Below are 15,675 nucleotides of genomic sequence, written 5' to 3'. Positions count from 1 at the left end.
AGATCCGGTGTCCTATTTCCCGATCGTCTCGACCGGCGAAAACGTCACGCGGCAGGTCCTGTCTGATCATTCGGACCTCATGGTTGTCGCCTTCCGGTTTCAGGCGACCGGGGCGATTGGTGCCCTGCACAGCCATCCGCATGTTCAGGCAACCTATGTCGAGAGCGGACGATTTCGTTTCACACTTGGTGAAGGCGAACAAGAGTTTGGCCCCGGTGACAGCTTTGTCATCCCGTCAGGCCAAACCCATGGTTGCATATGCCTGGAGCCCGGTACATTGGTCGACAGTTTCACACCCCGTCGCGACGATTTTCTGTAACTGACATGCGTTTCTTGGCAATCGGGGAGTGCATGGCGGAACTTGCCCCATCAGATCAGATCGGTGAGTTCAAGCTTGGTTTTGCAGGCGATACCTTCAACACAGCATGGTATCTTGCACAAGTCGCATCAGAAATCGACGTCAGCTATCTGACCGCTGTCGGAGACGACGCGATCTCGCAGGACATGCGAACGTTCATGAAAGAAAGCAGGATATCCGACACGCACGTCCAAGTCATCCCAGGCAAAACAGTTGGGCTATATCTCATCCATCTCAACAATGGTGAGCGCAGTTTTTCATATTGGCGCAACGACTCCGCAGCCAGACAACTCGCAGTCGACGAGATTGCGCTTGGGCGGGCAGTTGGCGACGCAGACTTAATCTACTTGTCTGGAATAACCCTCGCCATTCTCGATCCACAATCACGCGAAAAGCTGCTTGATGCATTGCGTCATGCACAAGCGTACGGAATGACTGTTGCCTTCGACACGAACCTGAGACCGCGGCTTTGGTCTACGCCGCAGGAAATGACAGACACGATTATGATGGCTGCGGCACAATCTGATCTCGTTCTGCCATCTTACGATGATGAAGCCGAGTGGTTCGGGGATCGCGATTCAATTGCAACGCTGAACCGATATGCTGAGATTGGTGTCGATCAGATTGTTGTCAAAAACAGCGCTCAGCCAGTGGTCTTTCAGAAAGATAGTCAACGCGATGAGGTTGACGTTGATCCAGTGACAGGTGTTGTCGATACCACCGCGGCAGGGGACAGTTTCAATGCTGGCGTATTGGCAAGCATTTTAAGAGCCGATGATTTAACTGCCGGAATACGGCAAGGATGTCGCCTTGCAAGCCATGTCGTCCGCCACAAAGGCGCGCTCATTCCAGTCGATGTGAATCTCGGGAGAGATGAGGAGTGATGGTGGCCCTCTACGAACTAGGAGCAAGTTCATGAAACAGACTTGGCGGTGGTTTGGCCCTTCCGATGCTATTTCGATTGGCGAAATCAGGCAAACCGGCGCAACCGGCATCGTCTCAGCCTTGCACCATGTTCCAACAGGAGAGGCTTGGTCCGTCGATCACATCAAAGAGCGGCAGCAACAGATTGAACAGCCCGAAGGCGTCCCGTCTGGGTTATCTTGGGATGTCGTCGAAAGCGTGCCGGTGTCTGAAGTAATCAAATCTCAAACTGGCCCGGTGAGGCAGCACATTGAGGCCTACAAGACGAGTCTGCGAAATTTGGCAGAATGCGGTATTCAAACGGTCTGCTACAACTTCATGCCAGTGCTTGATTGGACGCGAACTGACCTGAGCTATCCGTTGCCGCATGGCGGGAATGCGATGCGGTTTGACCTTGTTGATTTTGCTGTATTCGATTGTTTTATCCTATGCAGGAAGGGCGCAGAGCAAGACTATTCAGCCGAGATCATAGAAGCTGCTAAGGATAGGTTTGCAGACCTCGGCGATGGAGATCGCCGGAGCCTGTCGAACAATATTGTCGCTGGTTTGCCGGGCGCAAACGACAATTGGTCTCTTAAGGACGTGAGACGACACCTAGGCACATATGTTGGCATGACAACGGAAATGCTCCGGTCCAATCTGGTTGATTTCCTGTCCGAAGTCGTTCCAACGGCTGAAGACCTTGGCATCCGGTTATGCTGCCACCCCGATGATCCGCCGTTTCCCTTGCTTGGGTTGCCAAGAGTCATGTCGTCGCAAAGCGATTACGCCGCCGTTCTGGATGCTGTCGACAGCCCGGCCAATGGGGCGACGCTATGTACTGGCTCATTGGGCGTTGCTATAGATTTCGACCCCGTATCATTCATTGCTCAGCTTGGTCATCGAATCCACTTTGTACATCTTCGAAATACAGTGCGCGAGGGTCCAAGCGACAGCAATCGCCACAGTTTTTCCGAGTCTGAAAATCTTGCAGGAGACACCGATATGGTTGCAACGATCCGCACCTTGTTGGCCGAGGAACAACGGCGCCGATATCAGGGTCGATCAGATTATGAAATTCCCATGCGGCCGGACCACGGCCATGCCTTGCTAAGCGATCTCACACGTCCGTCACAGCCTGGTTACCCGCTCATAGGCAGGATGCGCGGTCTCGCTGAGCTGCGTGGTGTCATGCATGGCTGTGCTTTGATTTCACCTGGGTCCGATGCCGATATTTGCGGCATTTAAGCGAGCGTCTGCTCTTCCGGACGGATCAGGTCTTTTGCCGGGCTTGATGATAATACCAGTACGTGATCAGAAGACGACGGTAACCGATCAGCAAAAGACCGCTCTGCGCGCGCTTTGGGTCTTGAGCTGTTGAAAATCCTGCGCTTTGCGTAAACCCGACTGGTGCCCGTGAAACAACACTGTTGGTTTCGCGGCTTAATTCCAATTGATATTCTCTCAAGATATGGTCCCTTTTTCAGAGGATCCCTCTGCCTCATCCAGATCCAAAACCGCAAGTTCGATCATGCGCTTATCTGCGCTCATCTTGACAGAGTTTCGCATGGCCTTGCTTCGCCGCAGCAAGCGCCGGAAACTTGCCTCGTCGAGCATAAGCAGCGTCGACGGTGCCATTGCCCGCACATTTACGCGACGGGGCCGTTTCAATAACATTGCCAATTGCCCGAACATTTCACCACGACCCAGCCGCGAGGTGTGCCGGCCGAGTTCCACTTCCACCGCCCCGGAAGCAATGAAGAATACACTCTGGGCGAATTCGTCTTTAGATATGATGGTATCACCTGCGTTTGCATATCGGGTACGCAGCGCCCGGCTGAGTTTCCTGAGCGAAGACTTGTCGAGATCAGAAAATAGTGGGAACTGCCTGACCAGATCCCGTCCTTTAAGAGTGATGTCCAACTTCGGACGCCCTTCAGATAACGTACGTCGCGTCGCCACTTCCTGCATCAACACAGAATAAAGTTCTTCGCCCACAAGGCCGTCTTCGCGCATGACCGCATATTCACGTTCTTCAAGACGCAGAGCGGTTCGTTGGATGAATCGTCGCTCTAACTTTTCGGCGTAGCCGGGAAATTGCAGCCGCAGGCCTTCAAGCGCCGTCTCAACCGCCTCGGATCGACGCGCCAACACTTCATCCAGCAATTCCGCAATCCGGCGGCCGTGGATCCGGCGGATGCGGCCGCGGACGAACCCATCGAGGTCCTGTAGGATCAGACGTTGCATGAGCAATCTTTCGAACCTATCCGTTGTGATACGCGTGAGTGGGAACGAAATTCGAAGCCGGTTGTGCAGAAACACGGCGATCCGAAAAGATCTGCCGTAAACGACCGACCGATTTGATGCGCGCTGATAGCCGATCCGCCCGCCAGTCCGTGCGCCTTCAATGAGCCGATCCGCATCGGACAAAATTTTCTCGCTCAGAACCGATGACATGGTGCGTTCCCGCATCCTGGCCAAAACAGAGTCCCGCTCTGCACCGGCCAGCGCAATAAGACCAAGCGTGACCCGGTCACGATCCAGGATCTGCGCACTGTCTTCGGCGGCCTTTACGGCCTCGTCCAGGCGTTCACTAAACTGTTTGGCTTCGTTCCTGACGATATCGTGCGTCAGGTTATAGTTTTCTGCTGTGCGGGACACGTCCTCGCGTACCGATTGCAAGGCGACGGCGACCACCTGACGCGACAGGGCGGTATCAAGCGGAGAAAGCCTGTCGAGCCCCAGTTTTGTGATCACCATGCGCAAGGTTGTACCCTGAACAATCAGTGTAAACAGCGTAAAGCCAGTGGCCAGAATGCCGACTAGGCGCTTCGTCTCAAGCGGGATATGCGTGCTTTCGGTGACTGCCAGAGCCAGAGCCAGCGTCACAGCACCACGCAGCCCACCCCACAGTATTGCGGTGCGATACGGGCGTTCGACAGCAGGTGACAGACCGATTGCCGTAAGCAATGGCAGCAACCCGAACAGAATTGCCGCCCGTGCGAACATGGCGGCCAGGACCACCACAACCAGCAGGCCAAAGTCGGACGGCCGCACCTCTTCCAGCAATCGTGGTATCAGCAAGGCTGCAAGAATAAAGATCAGCGCGCCTGCCCAATGTGCCAGTAGGTCCCAAACTTCTTGCAGATTTGTCCAGGTGGCCGGTGACAGACGACCGGGGCCTGTGAGGTTGAGCGTAAGACCTGCAGCCACCACCGCGATGACACCCGAAGCTCCGACGCTTTGTTCTGCAACGATATAGGCGAGATACGGCAAAGACACGGATATTGAAATCTGCGCCATTTCCCAGCGGCCTACGAAAGCCATCAGCCAAACCGCCATGCGCGCCATGAGCCAACCGGTGAGAACTCCACCTGCGATCAACAGCGGAAATTGCCCCACGGCTTCACTTAGCAGTGGATTGGGTCTCCCGAGCATAACAAAGCTCATGAATAGCCCGAAAAGAGCAATCGCAGCAGCATCGTTAAGCAGGCTTTCGCCCTCGATTATTCGCGACAGCCTGCGCGGTGCCGAAATCGACCGGAAAATGCTGACAACCGCTGAGGGATCCGTTGTCGATACAATAGCACCGATCAACAGACAGGCGGCCAGCGGCAGCGTACTTGCCCAACTGAGCGCATAGCCAATGGAAAGTGTCGCAACAATTACTGCCACAACGGCCATCATCAGGATGGGCATCCAGTCATCCAGCATCCTGCGCAGGTTCATGCCGAGTGTCGCCTGAAAGAGCAGCGTGGGCAGGAAAACATAGAGGAAGACGTCTGACCGGATCGGTAGATCGATAATTGCCTGTGCCCCCGGATTCAATGCATCCGTCAGGTCTGTGTCGAGAAAGAACGTCGCGCCAAGCCCGATCACTATCCCTAGGACGGCGAGGATAACGCTGTAAGGCAGGCGCATTCGTGCGGCCAGCGGTTCCGCCACGCCGATTACAACAAAAAGAGAAGTGATGATGGTCGTAATGACGACGATATCCATAGTTACGTATTACCTGAGAACTCGAGTAAGTGGAATCCACTCTTAAAGCCGGATCGACCACGTGGAAACAATGTGTGAACTTACACTCGTCCAGTCTGTGCAGTTGCAGCGAACGTCAGGAAGACGGGTGGCAATGCGACAACAGCGAGGTGAGTGAACGATTGGTCGGGGCCGTGAGTGAAGCTACAATAAGGCAGAATGCACACCTTGAGAGCGAGAACGACTTGCCAAGACCCACTCGACCCGAGAGAATTAGGATTCTCAGTTGTCGGCTCGGCAGCTTGGGTTAAGAAATTCTGGCAGATGCAGAGCGCCCAAACGGTGAATACGTTGAACAGATTTGGACATCTTAGTACGCCGCCGGCCGGACCTTTTAGATTTATTGCATTGGACGTCGAAACGGCGAACAAATCTATCGGTAGCATATGCCAGATTGGGCTTTGTTTTGTTAGCGACAGTGGTTTTATGCAAACCTACTCTGTCTTGATTGACCCTGAGGGACCGTTTGAGTCATTCAATACTGAGCTCCACGGGATTTCCGCCGAAACTGTGATTGGGGCTGGAACATTCCCCACGGTTTACGCGTCCCTACATGAAGTTCTGAACACCCATAACCTTGTGCAACACAGTGCATTTGATGAAAAGGCGATGACGGCTGCTTGTGCCCGGTACAGCGTGTCAATGATCTCGTCGCATTGGACGAATAGTGTGGCGATTGCCCGTCGAGCATGGCCGTCGTTGAAGGGTGCCGGCGGGCACGGATTGGAAAATCTTAAGAAATACCTCGGCCTTGAGTTTCATCACCATGATGCAGGTGAAGACGCCCGTGCTTCGGCTTCTGTGATCTTAAAAGCAGAGGAGGCTTTGGGCATGCCGTTATCTTATCTCAGGACAAACCGCCAGTTAAACTTCCAATTCGGAAATCCATCCGAGAGATAAGCAGTCAACGTCTTTAGGGTCGTACTGAACGACGAACTAACCGTCCGATGTTATGCAGTGTCCGAACTTCGGCTCTGCTGAAGCAGTCATCCCCAATTCTGCTTTGCTCGAATGTCCGGAACGAGCCAGACCGCTTTGACCATACACATTGGATTCACCACCAGTTTCCTGCCCCATCACGAAGCAGTTTCGAGCCACGAGCAGGCAGGATTGCGCATGATGGCAAGCGGATTTGCTCACTTGTTATAAAGGCAGCGCACGCAATATCTGGTCGATATGTTCGCTTTCCTGAACCGAATGAAAATGCTGAGAGACGAGACAATACCAATGCCTTTGAACTAGTCGAATTGCTCATACCCTACAGCTATCACGCTGTATTCAATAAATTAATCCCCCATGCGATTTGTGCAACAAAGTCGGTCCAAATGCACCTGCCCTTAATAAAGTTTGTTCCAAGTACTTTCGAAAAGTCTGCACGACGCCCGTTGTCTGAATATTCTTGTTTTCAATACAGTAAGGCGCTGTATCTTGAACGGAAAGGACCACCGTTGGGACGCGGGAGATTTCACAATGGAATTGATTACAGAACAACTGCGCGCCTTCCCGATCATGGCACTGTTTCTTTGTCTGGGTCTGGGATACGGCGTAGGGAAGTTTCGGGTCGGCAAGTTCGAACTGGGGGGCATCGCTGGTACATTGTTGGTGGCGGTCTTCATTGGCCAGATCGGCGGTATCAACCTCAGTACCGATGTTCAGAATGTTTTCTTTTCCCTCTTCATTTTTATGGTTGGCTATAATGGCGGCCCTCAATTTTTTGCGGCTTTGAACCGAACTGCGCTGACCAAGTTACTTGCCGCGTTTATGATGACCCTCTGGGGGTTGTTTTTTGTTATTGTTGTTGCTCGGTTGGCCGGCTTGGATAAAGGGTTGGCGGCTGGATTGGCGGCTGGTGGCCTGACACAATCTGCAATCATCGGCACCGCTGGAAATGCCATCGATCTGCTTGGGCTGGCCGCAGATGAGGCGGAAAAGCTAAAAACTAACATCGCCGTAGGATACTCGGTTACTTATATCTTCGGCTCGATCGGCCCAATATTGGCAGTTAGTGTCATTCCAATCATTATGCGTGTCGACCTGCGGCAAGAAGCGATTAAGCTGGCTCAGAAACTCAGCGGCGGCGGTCGCAAACTAGAGGAAGGTGAGTTCCTTCCTATGAACCGGTTTGACGCCCGAGCCTATCAGGTAAATGCCGATGCAACCATTGCCGGAAAAACCGTCAAAGACATCGAAAGCGGTTATGATGGTGATCTAATCGTTGAACGGTTACTCCACGATGGCGCTCCTGTGGATCCGAATCCTGAAACAGTGGTCAATGCAGGAGACGTTGTAGTCGTCTCCGGCCTCGTAGCGACTTTGACCCAGTTCGAGCGTAGCGCCAGCGGTGAAATCGGAGAGTATCCTCCTGAACTGACGGTTGTAGAGGAACGCCGTAACGTAGTGGTCACCAACCGCAAACTGACTGGCAAAACCTTGGCAGAATTGAGTGAGGCTCTGACAGCGGATCAGAGGCGCGGTGTTCACATCTCAAAGATCACCCGCATGGGCCATGATGTCCCTGTCCTGCACAACACCGAGATACACGCAGGTGACGAGGTCAGTATTGTCGGTCACAAGGACGATCTGAATCGAGTTGCGAAAGTTGCGGGCTACGTTCCGCCTTCGGCCTCGGTAACCAATTTCATTGCATTGGGGATCGGCGTCGCCATCGGCTTTCTAATAGGAGAGATCAGCTTTGTCATCGCAGGAACCAAAGTGGCTTTGGGGTCCGGTCTCGGTTGCCTAGTTACAGGGTTGATCATCGGTTACATGCGCATCCGGCGACCCAAGATCGGCGGTATTAACCGTGGGGCCGCAAATTTCCTTCAGAGCTTTGGTTTAGCTGTGTTTGTTGGTGTCGTTGGCCTCAATGCAGGCAAGCCCGCACTAGAGGCGATTCAGGAATATGGGATCACGCTGCTGCTGTTGGGTGTAGTGGTTACATTGATGCCCATGATCGTGCAGTTCCCAATCAACTATTTCGCCCTGCGTATTAAAAACCCGATTGAGGCCTGTGCGGTTGTGACCGGATCACGCTCGGGCAATCCCGGTTTTGCGACACTATTGGAAAAGGCCGGAAACTCGACTCCCACACCAGCCTTCACCATGACCTATGCCGTGGCCAACATCTTCCTGACGCTCTGGGGACCGTTGGTTGTGGCTTTTGTTCCGTGAGTCAAATCGGAAATGAGCGCAACAACCGGGGTCCTAACTTGGAGGGGTGAGATCAGCGTGTGTGCCAATCAACACGCTGATCCGTTCCTCTTTGCTATTGCTAGATCTCAACCGTGCAACGGCAGTCCTTTCGAGGCACGGTAGGCCTGCACGTAGCCAGTGGCCACAGCGCGCACCGCTCTTCCGATCTGGCGGTAAGCACTATCATCCAAATTGGCGAACGATACCCGCGCCGACCAGTTGGGCGCGTCAAAGCCCGATCCATTCAGCAAAACGATCCCGTGATCCTGAGCCAGTTTGAAGGATATATCTAGCGGGTGGACATTCTCTTTAATCCATTCGACCACCTCTTCGCCCACGTATTTACGGAGCCAGAATTCGAAGTCGATGATACCGTAATATTTGTCGAACAGCGGGTTATCTGGAACTTCGATGCCCATCCCTTCGACCAATTCGTCAAAGCGATGCTTCAGAATACCCCAGCAGAATTTCTGATAGGCTTTCTCTTCGTCCATAAGCTCGACCAGTGAAAACAAAGTCATCATCACCTGCTGCGGCAGTGATAGGCCTGCGGTGTGGTTCAGCGCAACATCGCGACTGTCGGCAACGATCCGGTCAATGAACTTGAACGAGGATGGATCAGGCGTCAACGTTTCGTATCGTGCGTTGACGACGGCCTTGGTTTCGTCCGGAGCCTCCGCAATCATCTTGTCGAAGATGTTGTTCTCGGCCACCAAAATCGCGCCCAAGCGCCATCCGGTACAACCAAAATACTTGGAGTAGGAATAGACCCCGATGGTATTCTCAGGCAGGTGCCCCAAGATGGACTGAAAGTTTGGAACGAAGGTCCCGTAAACATCGTCAGTCAAAATGATCAGGTCCGGGCGGCGGTTCTTTACGAACTCGACAAGCCGAGTCGAGACTTCGGGGCTGATAGCGACTGAAGACGGGTTGCCCGGGTTGACCAGAAATAGTGCTTTGACTTTCGGGTCGGACAAAATTTCGAAATCATCGTCGTTCAGTTGAAAGTGGTCCTCTTCTTTCGAAGATACATCCACGGTGTTCAGCCCATAGTCTTCAAGTACCGGCATTTCCAGATAGGGCGTGAAAATCGGTGTGCCCAACGCAATGGTGTCGCCGGCATTCAGCAACCGCTGGTTCTTGAGTGCCTTGAAAATATAACACATCGCAGCGGTTCCACCCTCAACTGCGTAGATATCGAACTTCGCATCCGGACGGTGCCCCGCGCACATCGCCCACATAACGTATTCGTGGACAATCGCCTCGTTGTGCTCCATGCACCGGTCGGGCATCGGGTAGTGGTCGCCAACAATACCGTCGGTCAACTCGAGCACGAAATCGTCCGGTGTAAAACCAAATTTCTCAATCGCAAAATCCACTACGGCCACCAAAGTTTCCGCACCTGGAGGACCGTTTCCTTCAACCGATTTGGCGCAATATGCTTTTAGCCGTTCATAACAGCCTGGCCCTTGCGGCATCCCAGCCAGACCGACTTGCGGCTCATTACGATGGCGCTGTGCTTCTGTCATAGCGAACTGCCCCAAAAGGAAAAATGCCTCCCGCGCTTTAGTGGCGATCCAGTTAGGGTTCCCTCGACCAGCATTAAGATATGGCAGAGCCATCTGCCGCGCCTCTTTTTGCGCCAACTTGATAAGTTCGTCTTTGATTTGGAAAGGACTTAGGTTTTCAAATTTATGCAGGTTGAGCGATTCTGGCATGACATCAAATCCTTGCGTTAAAACAGATGACGTAGTTTAGCGGATCGCATGCAAGGCAATGTGTCAATGAAAACAACACTATTTGAAGGGAACGGCGTAAAACCGAGGATTACGAGTCTTCGTTACAACCTTAGCTGTAACCATTTTGCAGGGCAGACAGAGTGATGGAAATTGCGCCGAGGCTTTGGGCTCTTACCGTCAGTCAATGCGTCTCGCAGAGAAAGACGGGAATGAGCCCTTTATGACCAACGCTGCACCATGCATGAATGTCGGCTATACTTCCGTTTCATAGGGTGCAGAGCTGCAATAAACAGCGTGCTGGCCAGCTGGTACTTTTACTATGCAAGCAAATTTTTCGCGGCCGTGATTGCGGAAAACGCTGCACCCTGAACTGTAGATTGCGCGTCTCCTCCCAATGCTTCGCCGGCAAAGGACGCCTTGCCTGCCACGGGTTTAAGGATATCATCGACACCATAGTCACTGCTGTCCTCCATCGAATAACTGCCTAGAATGTACCTCTCCGTGCTCCAATTCTGGGCCACGCCATCAACAAAAGTGTCTCTGACAACTCCACCGAACTTTTCTGTTAGCTCAGTAAGAATGTCGTTGATTAATGCATCTTCTCCAATAGCTGATCGACGTGTTGGCCCTTCTGAGACTGAGAGCAGACCCTGGATATTCTGGCGGGTTGGTTTACCAAAAGCAGCGTCGTAGTAGATTTTTTCCGGCTAAGTGGTCGCCAATAAGCTGGCTCGAGAATCTTCAAACAATATGTCCGGATAGAAGCGTTGATTACACTTCAGGAATTCTTTGAAACCAGAGCCGTATTCGATGTACTGAAGTGCATCAATGTCCGGAGGCGTGAGCTGATCTGAAAATGTGATCAGTCCGCGTTGCAGGATCGACAACGGACCGTAGCCAATACCTTGTTTGCATCAAGGGTTCGACCATCGTTGAGCCGAATGGATGGGCGCATTCCTTGAACAGCCACTTGTGTGACTGATCAGCCCCACTTGAGTGGTCCAAATTGATTGTTAGTGCATGATCGGCCTTTGGTCCATCTGGACGATGGTTTCAGGGGCCGGTGGGCGTTAGCCCAAAGCACTATGTGGTCGTCTCGTGTTGTAGTGTTTCCTCCATTGTTCGATCAAGATTTGCGCCTCCCTCAGCGAGTAGAAGATCTCACCATTCAGCAACTCGTCCCGAAGCCGTGCATTGAAGCTTTCGCAGTATCCGTTTTCCCAGGGTGATCCCGGTTCGATGTAGGCGGTCTTGGCTCCTACCGCCCCTATCCAATCCCGAACGGCCTGAGCTATGAACTCCGGGCCGTTGTCTGACCTGATGTAGGCCGGAACCCCTCGGAGGATGAACAGGTCGGTTAGCGCGTCGATCACCTCGGCTGAATTCAGCTTCCGTTTCACCCGGATCGCCAAACATTCCCGGCTGTGTTCATCCAAGATGTTGAGCGTTCGAAACCCTTTCCCATCATCAGTGCGGTGATGAACGAAGTCATATGACCAGACATGGTTGCGATACTCTGGCCGTAGTCGGACGCAAGAACCATCGTTCAGCCAGAGCCTGCTCTTCTTAGGCTGTTTTACGGGCACCTTCAGCCCCTCACGCCGCCACAGACGTTCAACCCGCTTGTCGTTGATCTGCCAGCCAGCATCTCTCAACAGAGCTGCAACCCGACGATAACCATAGCGACCATACTGGCGGGCCAGTTCGATCATGTCGGCCACGAGGCGATCCTCGTCAGCACGCCCAACTGGCAACCGCCTCTGTGTTGATCGGTGCTGCCCCAAGACGCGACAAGCCCGACGTTCTGAGACGCGGAACCGGCTTCGCACATGGTCAATACAGGCTCGACGGCGCGAGGGGCTCAGAAGTTTCCCTTTGCGGCCTCTGACAGGATGAGCTTGTCCAGCGTCAGGTCCGAAATAGCCCGTCTCAGCCGTTCATTCTCCTTTTGAAGCCGCTTTAGCTCCTTCAGTTGGTCGGTTCCCATGCCGCCATATTGCTTTCGCCAGCGATAGAATGTCTGCTCTGTAATCTGCACCTGCCGGATGGCACCCACGCGTGGCATTCCCTGTCCGCAAAGCACCTCAACCTGCCGCAACTTTGTGACAATCTCTTCCGGCTTGTGACGCTTGATTCCCATATTTGATCCTCCGTTTCCTAACTATACGGGCGGACCAATTCAGTGGGGGAGGATCAAGTTCGCCATGGCCGCAAGCCAGATAGCCCATTTCCAAGCCGTTAACACAAGCGCTGTACTAAGGCGATTTGGACAGTGACTCCAAAAATTCAGCTAAGTCTGCAATCTCCTGGTCAGACAAATTCAACTCCGAAAGAATGGCTTCACCGTCGGCGTGCAACCTTTCCGTATCAATTTCGCTGTAGTGCCTGATCACCGCATCCAAGTCGATCAGGCTGCCGTCATGCATGTAAGGCGCGGTTTCGGCCACGCCCCGTAGGCTTGGCGTACGAAAGGTCCCAAAATCTGAGTGGCTCCTGCGGACACTGCGAACCACCCATGCACCTTGCTTTTCCGGATCGTCGCTCCAGTTGCCGTCCAATGTGTAAGCGTTTGAAAGCAAAAAGTTCAATCCACCGAACCGCCCGTCGTCGACCTCGGTTTCGCTCAGAAAATAGGGAACGCCTGCGTCATGGAACTCATTGTTGGAAAATCTCGGACCATTGTGGCACAACACACAGTTTCCACGCCCTATGAACAGCTGAAGACCTCGCTGGGCAGCTTCGGGGTAGTTCGCAGCGGCTGCTAAATCTTGGTTCTCCAATGCATCGCGAAAATCGTCAAATTGTGTCCGGCCGGTTGCCAATGTTTCCAAGTAAGCAGATAGCGTTTTGGCAGTGTTCACCAGCACAAGTTCTGGATCTTGAATCTGGATGTCGCCAAATATGGCTTCAAAATCATCAATGTAGATACTTTCTGAGATAGCTGTTTTTAGGCTTTCTTTACTGTGCGCCATCTCTTGTTCTTCGATGATCGGATGCAAGCTGGCGGCCCAAAGACTGTCACTCTTGCCGCCCCAACCGTACCAGCGGAGACCAGCAAGGTTACGCAGGGATGGTGTGTTTCGATCTAACAGGACGCGACCAAATGCTCGCGCATCGGACGTGGTAAATGCCTGTTCAGGGTCATGACAACTTGCGCAAGAAAATGCGCGGTCGACTGACAATACCGGATCGTTGAATAATGCCGCTCCTAGCGCAATCGCTCTTGTATCGTTTGAAACACTGTTGCTTGGGTCCGACTGAAACGAAATTGGCCATGGTCCGAAGGACAGCGTTTGCTGAATTTCGTCATCAGACAACAGGACTTCGGCACGAACGGCCCCCGCTAGGACTACAAACGCCGCTGTCACCAGCACCTTCATTTTAGCACGACATCGGAAGTGTAAGATACCGATCGCCCGCCAAAGTTGGCGTCAACTCGCAGTTCCCACAGCCCCGGCATGTGAAACAGCATGTTATCTGCACGGAACACCCCATCGCCTAATGCAGTGATTTTGGGGGCGTAGTTTAGCCCGTGTTGGTGAGCAGGCATTATTGCATCGACGCGCACGTCACTCACGGCAACATCATCACAGAATGTCACAAGAATAAAAAACGGTTGGGACAATCGAATTTCGTCGACTGCCACATGCACCTTAGGTGCGTTTTGAGTTTCCGAACTCATGCGTTGCCCTGCCGTTTCACAAGCGACGGCCGCGCCAGATGATACTAGAAACCAGACAACCCAGCGGATCATTCTGATGCCAGTAAACGTTCTGCGTTTGCGTATGCGATGTTGTCTGCGATCTGGTCCGGAAGCAAATCCAACCACTCCCGTGAAAAATCAGCATGAGGGCCTACGTAGTACCAACGCTCTGGAGCGAATGTATCCGTACCAACCATGAACCGATCTGGGTGCGCTTCGAACGCAGCCTTCCAATCTGGGTCGACACGCCCCTGCGAGACCATATCAGAGCGAAACGCCAGATCGGCCCAAAGTCTCGGATAGGTGTTCAGGGCATCAGTTACACTGGCCGGATCGTCAAAGCCAGAGTGGGCCCACAGTACCCGAGCCTCGGGCCAGGCCTCAAAAATCAGGTCAACGGCCTCTCGATCCCCGTGGTGATGCAGAATTAGGTTCCGTTCTTTTGCCAGTGCGATCATATGCTGGATGACCGGCGTTTTGATATCATCACCATAAGCGTGAAATTCGCCGATGGCTTTGTATTCGTTCTTCGCCAGATTTGCATCCAGATAGTCGATTACAGTTTCATCGTGCATCCAGGTGTTGATCTTACCGCGGCGACGGTAAGGGCGAAGGGCTGGAACAACAATGTCCGGCGCTGCGGCCAACAGCAATTGGGTACCGTTGTCATCCGAGCTGGAAACCAGTGCTTTGCGCACGCCTGCGTCCCGAAGGATTTTGGCAACTTGTTCGGGAGGAACCAGTTTTACGGCATCATGGCTGTAATGAATATGCGCATCGAAGATCGGTCGCTCTTCTGCGATGGCAGTTCCACAAAGAAGCGTTGCACCTAAAATTAAGGTATGTTTCAGCATCGCACCACCCTCAATAGCATTCAAACTCTGGCAAGCTTCACATCGAACTTTACGTGCAAGAAAGGTTCAGTAATCTTGCCAGAAAGTTCCATGCCTTCGGGAAATTCTGAAGCCGGCCTTTCAACATATGTCATCACCAGGTCATCCCGAACACCAAACACTGTATCCTGATCCAAGTAAGGATCGTCGTCGGGGAAAATCTCGGTAACTAAGGATCGGTGCCCGGGTGCCTTAACGATATAGTGCAGGTGCGACGGTCGCCAAGGATGGCGACCGCAGGCGCGCAGGATGTCCCCGACAGGCCCGTCTGACGGCACGGTGTACTCGACTGGTTTGACGGTCGTGAATGCATACTTACCGTCCTCACCAGTGGTCATCAGGCCATGAAAAGAAAAGGTGTCCTGTTCTTCATCCTGGCTTGCATACATTCCATTTGGCGCCGTTTGCCAGATGTCGAGCTCTGCACCGCCAATCGGATTACCCTCGGCATCCCTGATAACGCCCTCGGCCAGCAGAACCGGCCCACCGTAGTGACGCTTCATATCACCACCGAATGGCAGTGGCGGTGCGCCAGAAACATGAAAAGGCCCAAGAACAGACGAGCTTGTGGCATTTGGAGTTGAATGGAGCATATCCACCAGCGATGACAGTCCCAACACGTCCGAGGCCAAGACAAACTCATGCCTGTCTTCGGTTTCCACAGCGGCGCACGCCTCCAGAAATGCAATTCCCGTGCGCCATTCGTCATGCGTCAGGTTGGTTTCACGGGCGAAATCGTGGAGGTGCTTGACCAGAGACCCCATGATTTCACGCATCCGCGGATCAGTATCCTTGGACAGGTATCCCATGAACACATCGGTGATATTGTCTTTGGTGACAGAGCGCATC

13 protein-coding genes are annotated in these 15,675 nt (G+C 53.1%); 5 read left to right on the top strand and 8 right to left on the bottom strand.

The window, feature by feature from the left end:
* Positions 1-7 precede the first annotated feature (7 nt).
* The 3 genes from DK510_RS14370 to uxuA are packed head-to-tail and all read left to right on the top strand — an operon-like array spanning position 8 to position 2,509.
* On the top strand, positions 8-319 hold the full coding sequence (locus DK510_RS14370) for a cupin domain-containing protein (protein ID WP_109312689.1): 312 nt from the start codon (positions 8-10) through the stop codon (positions 317-319).
* Between the two features lie 5 nt (positions 320-324).
* Positions 325-1,242: a sugar kinase gene (locus tag DK510_RS14365; protein WP_109312688.1), complete on the top strand. Its 918-nt coding sequence runs from the start codon at positions 325-327 to the stop codon at positions 1,240-1,242.
* Between the two features lie 31 nt (positions 1,243-1,273).
* Complete coding sequence (gene uxuA, locus DK510_RS14360) at positions 1,274-2,509, top strand: mannonate dehydratase (protein ID WP_109312687.1); 1,236 nt, start codon at positions 1,274-1,276, stop codon at positions 2,507-2,509.
* A 216-nt stretch (positions 2,510-2,725) separates the two neighbouring features.
* On the opposite strand, the gene DK510_RS14350 is transcribed toward uxuA, so the two are convergent.
* The gene (locus tag DK510_RS14350; RefSeq protein ID WP_109312685.1) at positions 2,726-5,260 is read right to left on the bottom strand and encodes a cation:proton antiporter; all 2,535 of its coding nucleotides are present in this window, start codon (positions 5,258-5,260) and stop codon (positions 2,726-2,728) included.
* A 303-nt stretch (positions 5,261-5,563) separates the two neighbouring features.
* On the opposite strand from DK510_RS14350, the gene DK510_RS14345 reads away from it, so the two are divergent.
* Complete coding sequence (locus DK510_RS14345; protein ID WP_109312783.1) at positions 5,564-6,199, top strand: exonuclease domain-containing protein; 636 nt, start codon at positions 5,564-5,566, stop codon at positions 6,197-6,199.
* A gap of 570 nt (positions 6,200-6,769) precedes the next feature.
* Positions 6,770-8,470: an aspartate-alanine antiporter gene (gene aspT / locus DK510_RS14340; RefSeq protein WP_108860838.1), complete on the top strand. Its 1,701-nt coding sequence runs from the start codon at positions 6,770-6,772 to the stop codon at positions 8,468-8,470.
* Positions 8,471-8,577: 107 nt separating this feature from the next.
* On the opposite strand, the gene DK510_RS14335 is transcribed toward aspT, so the two are convergent.
* The 7 genes from DK510_RS14335 to DK510_RS14300 form a co-directional block, all read right to left on the bottom strand.
* On the bottom strand, positions 8,578-10,209 hold the full coding sequence (locus tag DK510_RS14335) for a bifunctional aspartate transaminase/aspartate 4-decarboxylase (protein ID WP_109312684.1): 1,632 nt from the start codon (positions 10,207-10,209) through the stop codon (positions 8,578-8,580).
* A 338-nt stretch (positions 10,210-10,547) separates the two neighbouring features.
* Positions 10,548-10,877: an FAD-dependent oxidoreductase gene (locus DK510_RS14330; RefSeq protein ID WP_255414886.1), complete on the bottom strand. Its 330-nt coding sequence runs from the start codon at positions 10,875-10,877 to the stop codon at positions 10,548-10,550.
* A gap of 423 nt (positions 10,878-11,300) precedes the next feature.
* Positions 11,301-12,370, bottom strand: a protein-coding gene (locus tag DK510_RS14320) for an IS3 family transposase (RefSeq protein WP_109312681.1) whose coding sequence is annotated in 2 segments (ribosomal slippage) — positions 11,301-12,106 and positions 12,106-12,370 — 1,071 coding nt in all. Because the reading frame shifts where the segments join, the coding sequence is not laid out codon by codon here.
* A gap of 115 nt (positions 12,371-12,485) precedes the next feature.
* The gene (locus DK510_RS14315) at positions 12,486-13,610 is read right to left on the bottom strand and encodes a cytochrome-c peroxidase (RefSeq protein ID WP_109312680.1); all 1,125 of its coding nucleotides are present in this window, start codon (positions 13,608-13,610) and stop codon (positions 12,486-12,488) included.
* Positions 13,607-13,912, bottom strand: a complete 306-nt coding sequence (locus tag DK510_RS14310; RefSeq protein ID WP_160116531.1) for a FixH family protein — start codon at positions 13,910-13,912, stop codon at positions 13,607-13,609. Before DK510_RS14310 ends, DK510_RS14315 begins: the two co-directional genes overlap by 4 nt.
* Positions 13,913-13,980: 68 nt before the next feature.
* Complete coding sequence (locus tag DK510_RS14305) at positions 13,981-14,787, bottom strand: amidohydrolase family protein (protein WP_109312678.1); 807 nt, start codon at positions 14,785-14,787, stop codon at positions 13,981-13,983.
* 20 nt (positions 14,788-14,807) lie between these two features.
* Positions 14,808-15,674: a dioxygenase gene (locus tag DK510_RS14300; RefSeq protein ID WP_109312677.1), complete on the bottom strand. Its 867-nt coding sequence runs from the start codon at positions 15,672-15,674 to the stop codon at positions 14,808-14,810.
* Position 15,675 lies beyond the last annotated feature (1 nt).

The sequence above is a fragment of the Ruegeria sp. AU67 genome (assembly GCF_900312795.1).
GTDB lineage: Bacteria > Pseudomonadota > Alphaproteobacteria > Rhodobacterales > Rhodobacteraceae > Ruegeria > Ruegeria atlantica.
This window is presented reverse-complemented; position numbering and strand designations above follow the sequence as displayed.

Coding starts and splice junctions, on each gene's coding strand:
- DK510_RS14310 (WP_160116531.1), bottom strand. CDS start 13,912: ATGAGTTCGGAAACTCAAAACGCACCTAAGGTGCATGTGGCAGTCGAC.
- DK510_RS14305 (WP_109312678.1), bottom strand. CDS start 14,787: ATGCTGAAACATACCTTAATTTTAGGTGCAACGCTTCTTTGTGGAACT.
- DK510_RS14335 (WP_109312684.1), bottom strand. CDS start 10,209: ATGCCAGAATCGCTCAACCTGCATAAATTTGAAAACCTAAGTCCTTTC.
- DK510_RS14345 (WP_109312783.1), top strand. CDS start 5,564: ATGCAGAGCGCCCAAACGGTGAATACGTTGAACAGATTTGGACATCTT.
- aspT (WP_108860838.1), top strand. CDS start 6,770: ATGGAATTGATTACAGAACAACTGCGCGCCTTCCCGATCATGGCACTG.
- uxuA (WP_109312687.1), top strand. CDS start 1,274: ATGAAACAGACTTGGCGGTGGTTTGGCCCTTCCGATGCTATTTCGATT.
- DK510_RS14365 (WP_109312688.1), top strand. CDS start 325: ATGCGTTTCTTGGCAATCGGGGAGTGCATGGCGGAACTTGCCCCATCA.
- DK510_RS14315 (WP_109312680.1), bottom strand. CDS start 13,610: ATGAAGGTGCTGGTGACAGCGGCGTTTGTAGTCCTAGCGGGGGCCGTT.
- DK510_RS14350 (WP_109312685.1), bottom strand. CDS start 5,260: ATGGATATCGTCGTCATTACGACCATCATCACTTCTCTTTTTGTTGTA.
- DK510_RS14300 (WP_109312677.1), bottom strand. CDS start 15,674: ATGCGCTCTGTCACCAAAGACAATATCACCGATGTGTTCATGGGATAC.